The 15,076-nt window shown below is 67.9% G+C and carries 12 protein-coding genes; 3 read left to right on the top strand and 9 right to left on the bottom strand.

Annotated elements, in window-relative coordinates; translation table 11 throughout:
* Nucleotides 1-216 precede the first annotated feature (216 nt).
* A complete protein-coding gene (locus CF8_RS08475) occupies nt 217-1,878 on the top strand; it encodes a GMC oxidoreductase (RefSeq protein WP_010832713.1) in 1,662 nt (553 codons plus the stop codon).
* A gap of 122 nt (nt 1,879-2,000) precedes the next feature.
* Here CF8_RS08475 and CF8_RS08470 read toward each other — a convergent pair whose 3' ends face one another.
* The 7 genes from CF8_RS08470 to CF8_RS08440 all read right to left on the bottom strand — a co-directional run bounded on the left by CF8_RS08470 (nt 2,001) and on the right by CF8_RS08440 (nt 9,327).
* On the bottom strand, nt 2,001-2,828 hold the full coding sequence (locus CF8_RS08470) for an SDR family oxidoreductase (RefSeq protein WP_010832712.1): 828 nt from the start codon (nt 2,826-2,828) through the stop codon (nt 2,001-2,003).
* Nucleotides 2,829-2,842: 14 nt separating this feature from the next.
* The gene (locus tag CF8_RS08465; RefSeq protein WP_010832711.1) at nt 2,843-4,351 is read right to left on the bottom strand and encodes an aldehyde dehydrogenase family protein; all 1,509 of its coding nucleotides are present in this window, start codon (nt 4,349-4,351) and stop codon (nt 2,843-2,845) included.
* Nucleotides 4,348-4,638 carry a hypothetical protein gene (locus CF8_RS23055; protein ID WP_010832710.1) on the bottom strand — a complete coding sequence of 97 codons (291 nt, stop codon included), beginning with the start codon at nt 4,636-4,638 and terminating at the stop codon, nt 4,348-4,350. Before CF8_RS23055 ends, CF8_RS08465 begins: the two co-directional genes overlap by 4 nt.
* Nucleotides 4,639-4,674: 36 nt before the next feature.
* On the bottom strand, nt 4,675-6,303 hold the full coding sequence (locus CF8_RS08455) for a long-chain fatty acid--CoA ligase (RefSeq protein WP_010832709.1): 1,629 nt from the start codon (nt 6,301-6,303) through the stop codon (nt 4,675-4,677).
* A gap of 81 nt (nt 6,304-6,384) precedes the next feature.
* Nucleotides 6,385-7,587: an NAD(P)/FAD-dependent oxidoreductase gene (locus CF8_RS08450; protein ID WP_010832708.1), complete on the bottom strand. Its 1,203-nt coding sequence runs from the start codon at nt 7,585-7,587 to the stop codon at nt 6,385-6,387.
* A complete protein-coding gene (locus CF8_RS08445) occupies nt 7,584-8,984 on the bottom strand; it encodes a cytochrome P450 (protein WP_036490586.1) in 1,401 nt (466 codons plus the stop codon). The genes CF8_RS08450 and CF8_RS08445 overlap by 4 nt, the downstream gene beginning before the upstream one ends.
* Before the next feature lie 22 nt (nt 8,985-9,006).
* Nucleotides 9,007-9,327, bottom strand: a complete 321-nt coding sequence (locus CF8_RS08440; RefSeq protein WP_010832706.1) for a 2Fe-2S iron-sulfur cluster-binding protein — start codon at nt 9,325-9,327, stop codon at nt 9,007-9,009.
* Between the two features lie 106 nt (nt 9,328-9,433).
* Between CF8_RS08440 and CF8_RS08435 the strand changes: the two genes are divergently transcribed.
* The gene (locus CF8_RS08435; protein WP_010832705.1) at nt 9,434-10,453 is read left to right on the top strand and encodes a helix-turn-helix domain-containing protein; all 1,020 of its coding nucleotides are present in this window, start codon (nt 9,434-9,436) and stop codon (nt 10,451-10,453) included.
* A 340-nt stretch (nt 10,454-10,793) separates the two neighbouring features.
* Here the strand turns inward: CF8_RS08435 and CF8_RS08430 are convergent, their stop codons facing one another.
* Nucleotides 10,794-11,282 carry a PaaI family thioesterase gene (locus CF8_RS08430; RefSeq protein ID WP_010832704.1) on the bottom strand — a complete coding sequence of 163 codons (489 nt, stop codon included), beginning with the start codon at nt 11,280-11,282 and terminating at the stop codon, nt 10,794-10,796.
* Nucleotides 11,279-11,989, bottom strand: a complete 711-nt coding sequence (locus CF8_RS08425; RefSeq protein ID WP_232211598.1) for a TetR/AcrR family transcriptional regulator — start codon at nt 11,987-11,989, stop codon at nt 11,279-11,281. Before CF8_RS08425 ends, CF8_RS08430 begins: the two co-directional genes overlap by 4 nt.
* Before the next feature lie 83 nt (nt 11,990-12,072).
* Here CF8_RS08425 and CF8_RS23455 point away from each other — a divergent pair, with 83 nt between their 5' ends.
* Nucleotides 12,073-15,063 carry an MMPL family transporter gene (locus tag CF8_RS23455; protein WP_010832702.1) on the top strand — a complete coding sequence of 997 codons (2,991 nt, stop codon included), beginning with the start codon at nt 12,073-12,075 and terminating at the stop codon, nt 15,061-15,063.
* The last annotated feature ends 13 nt before the right edge of the window (nt 15,064-15,076 follow it).

Genomic DNA, 15,076 nt, shown 5'->3' with positions numbered 1-15,076 from the left:
CACCCTCGACAGACATCGTCTGACAGGAGTGCCATGAGCTAGCGAGTCGCCCTCATCGACCGGGCATCGACCCGGACTCGGTACTCCTGGCCGAGAAGTGGAGACCGCTCCACGCCATCAGCAGCTGACCGCCTGCACGTACACCCGTCAGATCGGCGGCACTGCCGGTCCGCCGCCCCACTCGCGTCGAACACCTCACAGAAGGATCCACATCCCATGACCTCGGCCCACTACGACGTGCTGATCATCGGCTCCGGCTTCGGCGGCTCGGTGACCGCCATGCGCCTGGCGGAGAAGGGCTACCACGTCGGGGTGCTCGAAGCAGGCAAGCGCTACGACACCGACGACCTGCCCACCTCGTCCTGGGACACCCGTCGGTTCGTCTGGGCGCCACGGCTCGGCTGCTTCGGCATCCAGCGCATCCACCTGCTGCGCGACGTCGTCATCTTGGCGGGCGCCGGCGTCGGCGGCGGTTCGCTCAACTACGCCAACACCCTCTACCAACCTCCTGCCCCGTTCTTCAACGATCCACAGTGGGCGCACATCACCGATTGGCACGCCGAGCTGGACCCGCACTACCAGACGGCACGGCGGATGCTGGGTGTCACGCAGAACCCCCACGTGACGCCTTCGGACGAGGTGCTGCGCGAGGTCGCGCGCGACATGGGTGTGGAGCACACCTTCACACTGACCCCCGTCGGCGTCTTCTTCGGAGAGCCCGGCAAAGAGGTTCCCGACCCGTTCTTCGGCGGGGCGGGGCCGCGCCGCACCGGCTGCACCCAGTGCGGGTCGTGCATGACCGGGTGCCGGGTCGGGGCGAAGAACACCCTGGACAAGAACTACCTGTACTTCGCGGAGAAGCTCGGGGCCGAGGTACGTCCCCTGACCACCGTGGTCGACGTGCGCCCGCGCAAGGGAAGCGGGTACGTCGTCGACACCGTCCGCACCGGCAGGTCCGCGCGCCGTCGCCGCAACCGGCAGTCATTCACGGCCGACCACGTCGTCTTCGCAGCGGGCACCTACAACACCCAGAAGCTGCTCCACCGACTGAAGGCCACGGGCTCCCTGCCGCACATCTCCGCCCGACTGGGCACCCTGACCCGTACCAACTCCGAGTCGATCCTGGGGGCGAAGTCCCGCGATCGATCCAGCGACTTCACGCGCGGCGTGGCCATCACATCCTCGATCCACCCCGACGAGTTCACCCACATCGAGCCGGTGCGCTACGGCAAGGGCAGCAACGCCATGTCCCTACTCCAGACCGCCCTCACCGACGGGGACGGCCATGGCCCCCGGTGGTGGCGCTGGCTGCGGACAATCGCGACCCAGCCCTCTCACCTGACGTGGTTCAGCCCGCGACGGTGGTCGGAGCGCACAGTCATCCTGCTGGTCATGCAGACGCTGGACAACTCCATCACGGTGCGGTCGAGGAAGACCCTCCTCGGTCGCCCCACGATCACCTCGGGACCTGGCCACGGGGCGCCCAACCCCACCTGGATCCCCGTCGGCAATGAAGTCACCCGTCGCGTCGCCGAGAAGATCAACGGCGTGGCCGGCGGGTCCACGGGGGAGATCGCCAACATCCCGATGACCGCTCACTTCATCGGCGGGTGTGCCATCGGTGACTCCCCGGAGACCGGGGTCATCGACCCCTACCACCGTCTCTACGGGCACGACGGGATCTTCGTCGTCGACGGCTCCAGTATCACGGCGAACCTGGGGGTTAACCCGTCGTTGACCATCACCGCGCAGGCCGAGCGGGCAGCCTCCCTGTGGCCCAACAAGGGCAACCGGGACGAGCGTCCCCCGTTGGGCGCCGGCTACCAGCGGATCTCCGCCATTGAGCCGGAGCGGCCGGCCTTCGCCCCCCGGACCTGATGCCCGTCGTCGAGGGCGGCCAGCACCGGGCCTAAGCCACGGGACAGGAGACGACCGCGAGCGCCACGCGACGTTCGCGGTCGTTTCGGATGATCCGTGGCGCGCGATCGCGCCCTGTGGCATCAGCTGCGACCGACCCGCTCCAAGTAGGCCTGACGCGCCGCGGAGTCCACGCGGTCGAGGAAGACCGTGTCGGTCCCGAGCATCGCCCCGAGCTGGGTCGCGATCCGCTCGGGAACGAACTTCATCGCCGCCACCATCGTGCCGGCGATACGCGTGACTCGCACGAAGGGCTGCGGGCGCTCGATGAGATCCGCCGTGGCGCGCGCGATCTCCTGCGGCTCCGCGTTGCGCATGCCCTTGGCCCCGCTCGTCCCCGCGACCAGCTCGGTGTTGGTAAAGGTCGGACGCACAGTGGACAGGGTGACACCCGACCTGCGGTACTCCTGCCGGGCGGCCTCGGTGAATCCGATGACCGCGAACTTGGTCCCGCAATACGTCGCCAGCCCCGGGACCGGGAGCTCCCCGGCCAGTGAAGCCGTGTTGATGATGTGTCCCTGTCGCCGTGGCAGCATCCGCTGCAGGGCGATCTTGGTGCCGAAGATGACGCCCAGGATGTTGATCTCCACCTGCCGGCGGGTGACCTCGTCGGTCTCCTCGTGCACGTGCCCCGTCGGCATGACACCCGCGTTGTTGATGAGGACGTCGATCGGCCCCAGTGCTTCCTCGGTCACGTCGAGGAAGGACGCCACGGAGGCAGGGTCGGTGACATCCAGACGCACCGCGACGTCGAGGCCGAGCTCCTCGGCGGCCACCTTGAGCTGGATCTCGTCGATGTCCCCGATGGCGACCCGGTGACCGCGTCGGATGAGTTCCTCCGCGGTGTGATATCCGATCCCCCGGGCGCCCCCGGTGATGGCGACCACCCGTCGCTTGTTCATTGTCGTCATGGTTCCTCTTCCTTTCAGAGGCCGAGTCGCTGCCGCAGGCCGCGACCAGCGGCCAGGCGCAGCACTCGGCCGGCGATCGCCGTACGCCGGGCGGAGTACGGGTACCAGGTGAGCTCCTTGGTGGTCAGCGGGATCCGCGGCTCGGTGATCGCTTGGACGCGGCAGTACTTCCGCAGACCCTGCGCGCCGCCGAGGCGAGCACCCAGGCCCGAGGACTTCCAGCCGCTGTGGGGTAACCCCACGGCGAAGAGGTTGCTGAAGACGTCGTTGATGTTGACCGCACCGACCTCCAGTTGGTCGGCGATGCGCCGCCCTCGGGAGACGTCTCGTGTCCACACGGTGGCCGAGAGCCCGTACGCGGAATCGTTGGCCAGGGCCACAGCCTCGGCCTCGTCGGCCACCCGCATGACCGGCAGTGTTGGCCCGAACGTCTCCTCGGTCATGCAGGCCATGCTGTGGTCGACGTCCACCAGCAGCGTGGGGGCGAAAAAGTTGCCTTCGCCGCCCCGCGCCCCGCCGACAAGCACGCGCGCACCGGACTCCTGAGCCTCCCGCACATGCCGCTCAACCGTGTCCACCTGCGCCCGGGTCACCATGGCGCCGACATCATCCCCGGCTCGAGAGCCCTGCTTCAGCGCTCCGAGGGCCGCCCCCACCTTCTCCACGAACCGGTCGTAGACCGCGTCCACCACGTAGACCCGCTCGACCGAGATGCAGACCTGCCCCGAGTTGAAGATCCCGCCCCAGACGATCCCGTGCGCGGCCCGATCGAGGTCGGCATCCTCGAGCACGATGGCAGCGTCCTTACCGCCCAACTCCAGGCTGACCGGCTTGAGCAGCTGAGCACAGCGCGTGGCCACCCGACGGCCCGTCGCCGTCGAGCCCGTGAACTGAACGAAGTCAACAGCCTCGACCACCGCTCCTCCGGTGTCCCCGGCCCCCGCGACGTGCCGGAGGACCGGCGGGGCGCCGATCTCGTGCCATCCCTCGATGACGCGCGCGCAAGTCAGCGGGGTCATCTCCGACGACTTCGTCAGCACCGCACACCCCGCTGCGAGCGCCGGCGCTGCATCCATCAGGAACAGGGTGATCGGGAAGTTCCACGGGATGATCAGTCCGACCAACGGGTAGGGCCGATAGCTGCGGGTCAGCCGCTTCGGAAGGCTGAGCAGCCCTCCTGCCCCCACTCGTTCGGGGGCGAGGAACTCCTTCGCATGGTCGGCGTAGAAGGAGATGAACTCGCACGAAGCGGTCGTCTCCACCAAGGCGTCCGGGCGGACCTTGCCGGTCTCTGCGACGAGCAGGTCAGTGAGCTCATCGGTGTGGTCGAGGATCCAGCCCCGCCACTTGCGCAGCCAGGTGGCTCGCGCAGCAGGACCCATGTCGCGCCACGCGACCTGCGCCGCGCGCAGGTCCTCAGCGGCGGCGCGCACGCGGTCGCCGTCGACGATCGGGACCGATCGGAGTGCTTCGCCGTCGGCGGGACGACGGATGTGCAGGGTGGGTGTGGACGGAGCGTTCATGACACTTCCTCGAGGTCGGTGACGGTGCCCGGGAGGGCCTGGCTTGCTGCGCCGTCAGACGACGGCCGCCGTGGGCCGCCGTGGGCTTGCAGCGGAGTGCGCGGGACAGGAGCAGTTGCGATGTCGCTGGCGAAGGAGTTCGGAGGCGGGGTGATCCCGTGCTCGCGGCACCACGCCCCGGGCTCGCGCTGGGAGCGGCGCGGGATGCCGTTGGACGGCTCCTGCTGGAACGGGATCGGCGGCAACGGCGGCAGCTCCTGGCCGGACTCGGCCGCGAGCTCGTCCACCAATCGCGCCTCGCGCCGTGATGCCTTCCCATGCAGTCAGAGATCGATGACAGCGAGGTCGCCGTCGGCGTGCCGGGCGCGGAGCAGCTTCTTGTCGAACTTGCCGACCGAGGTCTTGGGCACGTCGGGCACGAAGCACCACCGCTCGGGCAGCCACCACTTGGCGACCTTGCCCTCGAGAAAGTCCCGCAGCTGGGAGGGAGTCACCTCGGACCCGTCCCGAACGACGATCACGGCCAGGGGCCGTTCCTGCCACTTCTCGTCCGGAACGCCGATGACGGTCGCTTCCAGCACGTCCGGGTGACCTGCGAGCAGCAACTCGAGCTCCACTGACGAGATCCACTCGCCGCCCGATTTGATGACGTCCTTCGCCCGGTCGGTCAAGGTGACGAAACTACGCTCGTCGATGCGTCCCACGTCTCCCGTGCGCAGCCATCCGTCGTCGAACTTTTCCGCGTCCTCGTCACCGATGTAGGACCCCGTGATCCATGGGCCGCGAACCTGGATCTCCCCGACTGACTTCCCGTCGTGCGGCACCTCGTTGCCGTCGTCGTCGATCAGTCGCAGCTCGACCCCGGCGACGGGACGACCTTGGGAGGCCCGCAGTGCCCAGTGCTCCTCTCCCCCGACCGCTGCCGGCGGCCGAGCGATAGCGGCTAGGGGCGAGGTCTCGGTCATCCCCCACGCCTGCACGATCTGCACGCCGTACTTCTCCTGGAAGGCCTTCATCAGATGAAGCGGCACAGCCGATCCACCGCAGGCCACCAACCCCAGCGACGAGATGTCGTGACCGGGGTTGGAATCGAGGTGATTCAGGACGTCACTCCAGATCGTCGGCACGGCTCCGGCGATCGTGGGCCGCTCGCTGCTGATAAGCCGCACCAGTGGCTCGGCCTGGAGGAACCGTTCGGGCATGACCAGGTCGGCTCCTGCCATCAAAGCCGCGTACACCAGTCCCCAGGCGTTGGCATGGAACATCGGCACAATCGCCAGGATGGCGTCGTCACCGGTGACGCTCAGCCCGTCGGCGGCACACGCAGCCATCGAGTGGAGGTAGGTCGATCGGTGGCTGTAGGCGACGCCCTTGGGGTTGCCGGTCGTGCCCGAGGTGTAGCACATGGCCGCGGCGGAGAGCTCATCGAGTTCCGGCCACTCGAACGTCTCTGGGTGACCTCCGATGAAGTCGTCGTAACCGACGACGGTGAGGCCGTCACGTTCGAGCGGCGCGAGATCGACACCCCCCGTGACGACCACGGTGTGCACCTCGGCGAGCTGCGGCAGGACCGCCACCAGGAGCGGGGCGAGCGTACCGTCGACGATCACCACCCGGTCGTCAGCGTGGTTGGCGATGTAGACCAGCTGCTCGGGGGTCAGTCGGGGGTTGAGGGTGTGCAGGACCGCCCCCATGGAGGGCACTGCACAGTAGGCCTCGACGTGCTCCTGGTTGTTCCACATCAAGGTGGCGACCCGCTCGTCCCCCACGACCCCGCAGGCCCGCAGCGCGTGGGCCAGCTGCGCCGAGCGGCGTCCCACCTCGGCGAACGTGCCGGTCCTGACCGAGCCATCGGGCTGGAGCGTGCGCACGCGCGCGGTGGCGTGCACACGGGCACCGTGCCGCAGGATGGCTGCCGTCGTCAGCTGGACGTTCATCATGGTGCTCTGCACGAGTGGTCCTCCGGCGATGAAATGTTGAGGGGGGTCGTGATGGGGTGCGGGGCTTCGCCGAGGCGCGCCCGGCACTGTGAATCAGGAGGCGGCGGGCCGTTGCAGTTCCGCCCGATCGACGTCGAGACCCTGGCCGAGCGCTCTCTTGGCCTTCATGAAGTCCCGGGGACGGTTCACGCAGTCCGCGGCGAGCAACCGCCCACGTTTGAGGTAGTAGCAGGTGAAGTCGCGATCGCGCGCGGGGTCGCCGCTCAGCACGATCTCGTCGTAGCCCGTGTTCAATCCCGCGATCTGCAGCTTCAGGTCGTATTGGTCGGACCAAAACCACGGCAGCGCCGAGATGGGCCGCTCCTTGCCGCACAGCGTGGCGGCAGCCGCCTTCGCCTGCTCACCCGCGCTGGGCACCGACTCAAGTCGCACCCGCCGGCCGTAGCGAGAAATGTGATGGATGGCGCAGTCCCCCGCCGCGACGATCTTGGGATCGCTGGTCGAGGCGAAGTCGTCGATCACGACACCATCCTCGACCTGCAGGCCCGCCTCAGAGGCGAGCTCGGTGTTCGGGACCAAGCCCACACCCACGATGACGAGGTCGGCGGGAATCCGCTCACCCCCGGCTAGCACCACCTCACGGGCTCGGCCGTCGCCGACCACGGCCTCGACGAGAGCGCCCGTCCGCACGATGACGCCGGCGTCGCGGTGGATGCGCTCGTAGAACATCGACACCTCAGCAGCCGTGACCCTCTCAAGGACCCGTTCGGCGGCCTCCAGGACCGTCACCTCCAGCCCGAGGGCGCGCAACGACGCGGCGGTCTCCAGTCCGATGTAGCCCCCGCCGACGATCACGGCTCGGCGACCCGAGGCCGCGGCTTCACGGATCGCCTCGACGTCCGCGAACGCGCGCAGGTAGAAGACGCCCGGCAGATCGATGCCAGGAACAGCCAGCGGACGCGCCCGGCCCCCGGTGCACAACGCGAGGCCGTCGTAGGCGAGCGTCTGACCGTCGCCCAGCACGACCTGTCCGGCCGCACGATCAATCTCGGTGACCGTCGCCCGCAGCAGGCGGATCTTCTGCTTGTCGTAGAACTCCGCCTTGCGGATGGCGAGCTCCTCCAAGCTGCTCTTGCCGGCAAGGTAGGCCTTGGACAGGGGTGGGCGCTGGTACGGAAGGGCAGCTTCATCACCGATGACGACCACCTCACCTGCCCACCCCTCCTGGCGAAGGCTGGCGGCCAACTGGGCCCCGGCGTGGCTGGCCCCGACGATCAGCGCCCTCCCCGAGGTCACGCGTCGGTCTTCGGCGTCAACTGGACCATCAACCGGCTGATCCCGCGCACGAAGTTGGACTGGACATACTCCGGCTCACCCACGACCTCGATCTTCTCGAAGCGCGGGAGCAGCTCTTCCCACAGGATCCGCAGCTGCAGCTCGGCCAGACGGTTGCCCATGCACCGGTGGACACCAAAACCGAACGAGATGTGGTTGCGTGCGTTTTTGCGGTCGATGATGAGGTCGTCCGGCCGTTCGAACACCCGCTCGTCGCGGTTTCCCGAGGCGTACCACATGACCACCTTGTCGCCCTTGCGGATGAACTGGCCGTTGAGGACCGTGTCCTTCTTCGCAACGCGACGCATGTAGGCCAGCGGCGTCTGCCAGCGGATGATCTCTGAGATCATGTTGGGGATGAGGTCCGGGTTGGCCTTGAGCTTCTCGAACTGGTCGGGGAACTGATTGAGGGCGATGACCCCCCCGCTCATAGAGTTGCGTGTGGTGTCGTTGCCGCCGACGATCAGGAGCACCAGGTTGCCCAGGAACTCCATCGGGCGGTCGATCAGGTCCTTGGTGTGCTCGTTGCTCTGGAGCATGGTGATCAGGTCGAATCCGGGTTCCTCACCTGCCGCGAGTCGCGCCTGCTTGTCCCGCCACAGCGTGCTCAGTCCCCGCGCCGCGTCGACGAAGCCCCGGAAGACCTCGTCGTTGTCGGATGGTCCGCCGTTGGCCTGTTCCATGGAGCTGGCCAGGTCCGACCACTCGACGAGCTTGCGGCGTTGGTCGTAGGGGAAGTCGAGTAGGGTGGCGAGCATTCGCGCGGTGAGCTCGATCGAGACGCGGTCGACCCAGTTGAAGGGCTCACCTAGCGGGAGATCGTCCAGTACTTCCTGGACCCGCGTGCGGATCAAACTCTCCATCTCGCGCAGGTTCTTGGGTGCGACTACGCCTTGGACCGCGGCTCGCTGGCGGTCGTGTCGGGGCGGGTCCATGGCGATGAACATCGCGACATCCATGAACCGTGGGGGCTCGCCGATGATGATGAAGGGCTCAGCCGAGAAGGTCTCATGGTCTTTGTCGACCGCGATGATGTCGGCGTGCCGAGTGACGGACCAGAAAGGTCCGAACGGGCTGTCGGCCTGGTAGTGGACGGGTGCCTCGTTGCGCACGCGCTCGAAGTAGGACTGCCACTTGCCCTGACGGTAGAGGAACGGGTTGCTCAGGTCGATGTCGGCGAGGGCGACGTCCTCCACGGGGGGAATGGGCTCCTCGACGAAGATCTTCTTCCCGTTGGTCCGTGTCACGAAGCGACGGGTCTTGTCGTACAGGTGCGCCCCGCGGATCTGGATCTCCATCGGGATGATGGACTGGGCTCGCTCAGCCACGGCGTCGGTCACGGTAGTCAGGGTCGTCATGGTGCAGTCTTCCTCTCGACGGTCACATCTGGAACTCGGGGAGTCGGACGACGAGGCCGTCCCAGCTCTCGCTCACCCGCATCTGGCACGAGAGCCGCGAGGTCGGCTCGCGCTCGGGGTTCATCGCCAGCATCTCCTCCTCGACTGGGCCTGAGCGGCCCACCGTGTCGACCCACTGATCGTCGACGAACACGTGGCACGTGCCACAGGCGGCCTCCCCGCCGCAGTCGCCGTCGACTCCGGGGACCATGTTGTCCACGGCGACCTGCATCAGCGACTGGTCGTCCTCCAAGGGGGCCTCGTGCTTCTCGCCGTCGTGGGAGATAAAGGTGACAACTGCCATGTCGAACTCCTGACTTGAACGTCTTTCAAGTCTTGGCCCCCGGCCCCCGCGTGGCTATGGTCACTCGTGTCAATAGCTTGTGATTTCGGCTCAGGAGGTCGTGCCCATGAAGTCCCCCGAGCCCGGCGTGCCTCCGTTGGCGTTCGTCCAGCTCTTGACCAGCGATGCTCTCGGTCCCCAGGCCGTAGGTCGCTTCCGTGCGATCATCGACCGCGAGGGGACTTCCGAATTGGAGCTGGTCCAGCGCGACCGACAGGTGCCGATCCGGTGGTTCCGTGAGGTCTACCCCGGACTCGACCACGCCGATGCCACACGCCTCGGGCTCTCCTTCGCCGAGCACGCACAACTGACGTCGTTCGGCCCGCTCAGCTTGCCGCTAGTCAGCTCCGGCTCCGTGGCCGAGGTCTTCGAGCTGCTTGGGTACCTTCCGATCATCTCGAGCGCCTTGCGCCCCCACTTCCACCGCAGCCAGCGCAGCCTGACCGTGGGCCTCACCGGCCACACCGGCGACCGTGATCTCGACTGCCTAGTCATCACCTACGGCGGAGCGGCACTGCTGCGGCTCCTCGACATGCTGACGGGCCCGCTGCCAGGCGTCACGATGAACCTGGCTTGGAAGAGCCCCCAGTCCCCCCACCACGTCGACGGCATGCTGGCCGGACGCTTGGTGTTCGACGCACGCGCGTCGTTCATCGACGTTCCCGTCGACATCCTCCAAGCACCCTGCCGCTTCCCCGACCCGATCGCCTATCGCATGGCCATCGGCGAACTGCGCCGAAGCCTCGACCGTCACACCACTGCCACCAGCTTTACCGAGACCGTGAGGCGATTGCTCGAGGAGGACCCCGGACACATCAGCAGCCATGACATCGCTGAGCTCCTCGCAGTCTCCCCGAGCACCATGAAAAGACGCCTCCACGAGGAGGGCACGACCTTCCGCGACGTACAGCAATCGCTGTTGCGCGAGAGGGCGATCGTCCGCCTGCTCGACCGATCGCTAACGGTCGGTCAGATCGCCATAGATCTCGGCTATAGCGACCTGGGCAACTTCTCGCATGCCTTCAAACGCTGGACCGGGCAGTCGCCAAGCGAATTCCGTCAGTTCGGTCGCCGCGAACCGGGCTAGGTAGGGCCCGGCTACCAACCTTCGCTCGCTTCGCGCCACTAAAGCAGCACGCTCGCGGCGTTGTTCACGCAGTCACGTCACCGTTCACGATCCAAGTGGGGGCGTCATCCCTCCCGACACGCACGCCGCCAGCCATGTCAGCCCAGCGTGCGACTCGCACCCTTCCGTCGTCACACGGCAGAGGAACAGGCACCAGCCGGGAGTACCGGCCGGGAGTGCCGGTCGCGCCCGTGTCGAACCCGACCGTGCTGAGATCCCGCAGAGTCCCTCCGCCACGGTGCGCTTGCGACCGTGGCGCCCACGGGGACTTCGGGGATAACGCCGCCCACCCACGTCCTAGTCATCGCGGCCTGCCCTGGTCGAAGTGGGTCACGTCCACCCTCAGGAAAAGGGCCGAAGCGAAGGCGACAGTTGGTCCTCCGGTCTCACTCATGTCGGCCTCCACGAAGAGCTTGCGCCCTTCTGTCCGGACGGCCCTGGCCGCGAGCTCGTAGGTGGTGCCGAGGATGACGGGCGAGTCGTAGCGCACCTCGAGCTTCCGGGTCACCGCTGGACTGCCGGTGAGGTAGAGCAGGAATCCGAACAGGTCGTCGAGGACCGTTGCCACGGCGCCTCCGTGCGCGATCCCGGGAGCGCCGACGTGGCGCTCGTCGAAGACGTGAACCGCATGCACCTCGTCGCCGCGACGCTGGACGGTGAGGTGATGGCCGTGGGGGTTGTCGGGTCCGCAGGCGAGGCAGTGGTCGTGGTGCGGCGGAAGCCGAGCGCCGTCCTCGTGCGGCCGGAACTTCTCATTCCAGCTCGCGAGGAGCTCATCCAGGTTCGTCACGGCCGCTCACCCGGCTCGTGGTCATCGAGACGGGGATGCGTCGCGAGACCGTCGAGGATCAGTTCGCAGATCGCCGCAGAGAAACGGGCCGCATCTGCGGACGGGCCAGTTGAAGACCCCTCGACCGCGGCGCTGAGACCGGCCACGGTGATGGCACCGAAGACGCTCATTGCAACGGCACCCGGATCGGCGACCTGGCGCAGCGAGCCGTCGGCGACGCCGTCGGACAGGAGCTTCTCGATCGGCTGGTAGAACGCGCTGCGCAACGCCTCAGCGAGGTCGGGCAGCCGGGTGGCGCGGCCGAGGTCCCCCACGAGTGCCCGGCACAGGAACGGGTGCTCGACCATCACCCCTAGTTGTGCTGCGACGGCGGCCTCGAGCCGGGTACGGGCATCCTCGACAGTTGAGACTGCGACACCGACCTCGCCAGCGATGAGGTCGAGGAGGTCACCCAGCAAGAACGCCAAGACACCGTTCTTGCCGTCCAGGTGGTAGTAGATCGTGGCCTTCGGGATACCCGTGGCTTCGGCGATGTCGTCGATCTTGGTGCCGTCCAGACCGCGCTCGGCGATCAGCTCGGCCGCGCCGTAGAGCTGGCTTGCCAACTTGGCCGGAAGTTTCCTCACCGCTCTCACTCCTCCCCTTGTGCCCCATCGGGCCAACTGGCCTCGACCTCGACCACATCCTATGTTGTACTGCCAGTACAACATTTCAGTCCAGAGCATTGGTGCGGGTGATGGGTCGCGGACCACGAGCCGGGAGCAGCGGACCGCTGAGGTCTGCCCTCGGAGTGGGGCACCGCTTCCCATCGATCGTGGTGCTCGGCTGGGTGCTGGCCGCCGCGGCGCTTTCGCTGCTGGTGACCCCGCTGGGGACCGTGGTCGAACGCAGCAGCACTGCCTTCCTGCCCGAGGACTCCCCGACCCTGCACGGGTTGCGGGTGATGGACACCGCCTTCGGGTCCGGTGACACCCAGTCATACGTGTTCGTGGTCATCACCGACGACGACGGCCTGGGCGTGGGGGACCGCCGCGTCTACGCCGACCTCGTGGGCACCCTCGAGGAGGAGCCGGATCGGGTTTCGGAGGTCCAGGACTACCTCGGCAAGCCCGAGGCCCGGCGCTCGATGACCAGCAAGGACGGCGAGGCGACCTACCTGGTCGTCGGGCTGCGATCCGCGGTCGGATCACCGGCCTCGGACGAGGACGTGAAGTGGCTCCGCTCGGTCGTCGAGGACCTCGATGCTCCACCCGGCACCGAGGTTCACGTGACCGGTGACCCGGCGATGATCTCGGATCTGACCACGGCGGTGAACGAGGCCTCGTTGAAGATCACCGCGGTCTCGCTGTTCTTGCTGGTCGGCATCCTGTGGCTGGTCTACCGCCGGGTCGCGACCGTCCTGGTGTCGCTGGTGACCATCGGTGTCGCCCTGTTGTGCACCCGCGGCGCCCTGGCCTGGGCGGGTGAGCATGGGCTGGCCCTGTCCACCTACACCGACGCGTTCGTGGTGGCCATCACCTTGGGGGCGGGGACCGACTACTGCGTCTTCCTGATCTCACGATTCCGTGAGGAGTACGGCAACGGCCTTGAACCCCTCGATGCGGTCGCCGAGTCGGTCTCTCGCGTCGGGCCGGCGCTGCTGGCCTCGGCAGCCACCGTCATCCTCGGCGCCATCTGCCTGGGTTTCACCGACCTGGCCATCTTCGCCACCACCGGCCCCCCGATGGCGATCTGTATCGCGGTCACCGTCGCGGTCAGCCTCACCTTCACCCCCGCCCTGATGCGTTGGTTCGGACCGCGGATCGGGCCAGCTCCGCCAACCCGGGCGGATTCGCGGTGGGCCCGCACCGGCCGCCTCGTCGGCCGCCACCCGGCCCGGATCCTGGTAGTCGGGGTGATGGTCCTGGTCCTACTCGCGCTCGCGCTGCCCACGATGCAGCTCTCCTTCGATGAACGTGCCGCCCAACCGCCCGACACCCCGAGCAACCTGGGACTGGCGGCGATGGCCGAGCACTTCCCGCCCAACCAGACCCTGCCCGACTACCTGCTCATCCGCTCCGACCACGACATGGCCAACACCCGCGACCTGGCTGTCATCAACTCCGTCAGCACCGCGGTCGCGAAGGTCGACGGCGTCAACCAGGTCCGCAGCATCACCCAGCCGGCCGGCAAGCGACTGGAACCAGCCTCCATCGCCAACCAGCTCGGGAAGCTCGCCCGAGGACTCCACAAGGCCGACCGCAAGCTGGAGTCCGGGGAGCCAGGGCTGGAGCGACTCGCGTCGGGAGCCGGTGACCTCGGAGACGCCCTCGGCCAGGTCTCCGCAGGCGCCGGGAAGGCCCAAGACGGCGCCGGGAAGCTCAGCGACGGCAGCCGTCGCATCGCCGGTGGTCTGGGGCAGGCCGCCGATCGCACAGGCCAGGCCGCCGACGGCGCCCGCCGGCTACGCGACGGCGCCGCCGCGCTGGCCGCCGGGCTCCGCACCGCACACGACCAGGTCGCCCAGGCCGTCGAGGGCCTCGGCATGATCGTCGAAGCCCTGGAGGACGATCCGATCTGCACCGCCGACCCGATCTGCAAACGCTCCCGTGAGGGCCTTCGAAAGATCTACACCGGCGAACGCGACCGGCTCCTGCCCGGACTGGCCCAAGCGGCCGCCGGCGCGGAACGCCTCGCCGCCGGTGACGGACGCCTCGCGGCCGGGCTCGACCAGCTCGCCGCCGGGCTCCGCCAAGCCCAGTCGGGCAGCAACCGGATCGCCGAGGGCCAAGCGCTGTTGAGCGAGAAGCTCGGCGAGCTCGAAGGCGGCACCGACCGGCTCGCCACCGGTGCCGCCGGCATCGCACCTGGCATCGAGCAGCTCCTCACCCAGACCGAGAAGCTCAGCAACGGGCTCGACGAATCCGGCGACTACCTCCAGGCCATCAACCAGCGCGCCGACACCCCAGAGGCCGGAGGCTTCTACCTACCCGCCTCCGCACTCGGAAAGCCCGACTTCGCCCTGGCCCGCACCCAGTTCCTCTCCGAGGACGGAAAACTGGCCCGCATCCAGGTCACCGGCGATACCGACCCCCTCACCCCCGCCGGACAGGAGCGCTACAACGAAGTCCAGGACACCGCCGACCAGGCCATGAACAACACCCGCCTCGACGACTCCACGATCCTCGCCACCGGCGCGGCCGGCCTCGGCGCCGACCTGGCCCACTACCTCGCCGACGACGCCGTCCTCGTGGTCGCCGCGGTCCTGCTCATGGTGCTCCTCATCCTCATCCTCACGCTGCGCGCCCTCACCGCACCGCTCTACCTCCTCGCCTCCGTCGTGCTGTCCTGTGCAGCCGCCCTGGGGCTCACCACGCTCGTGTTCCAGCACCTGGCCGGACAAGACATCCACTTCACCGTCCCGGTCATCGTGTTCGTCCTGCTCGTGGCCGTCGGCGCGGACTACAACATCCTGCTCATGAGCCGGATGCGCGAAAGCGGCCTCGCCCTGGACCGCGACGAGGTCGCACGCGCAGTCACCGCCACCGGACCCGTCATCACCGCCGCCGGCCTCATCTTCGCCTCCACCTTCGTAGCCCTGCTCTTCTCCCCCGTCGAGGCGCTTGCCCAGACCGGCTTCGCCGTCGCCGCCGGACTCCTGCTCGACACCTTCATCGTCCGCACCCTGGTCGTACCCGCCTGCGCGGCCCTGTTCGAGGACCGCAGCTGGTGGCCACACCGGAGGCCGACACGCGCACCGTCCGCACTGCAGCCAGCCACCACATCCGAGGCAAACGCGTGAACCGACGACCGAG

This window comes from Nocardioides sp. CF8, assembly GCF_000389985.1.
GTDB classification, from domain to species: Bacteria; Actinomycetota; Actinomycetes; order Propionibacteriales; family Nocardioidaceae; genus Nocardioides; species Nocardioides allogilvus.
Note: the sequence above shows the minus strand (reverse complement) of the source record. Positions and strands in the feature narration are given on the sequence as shown.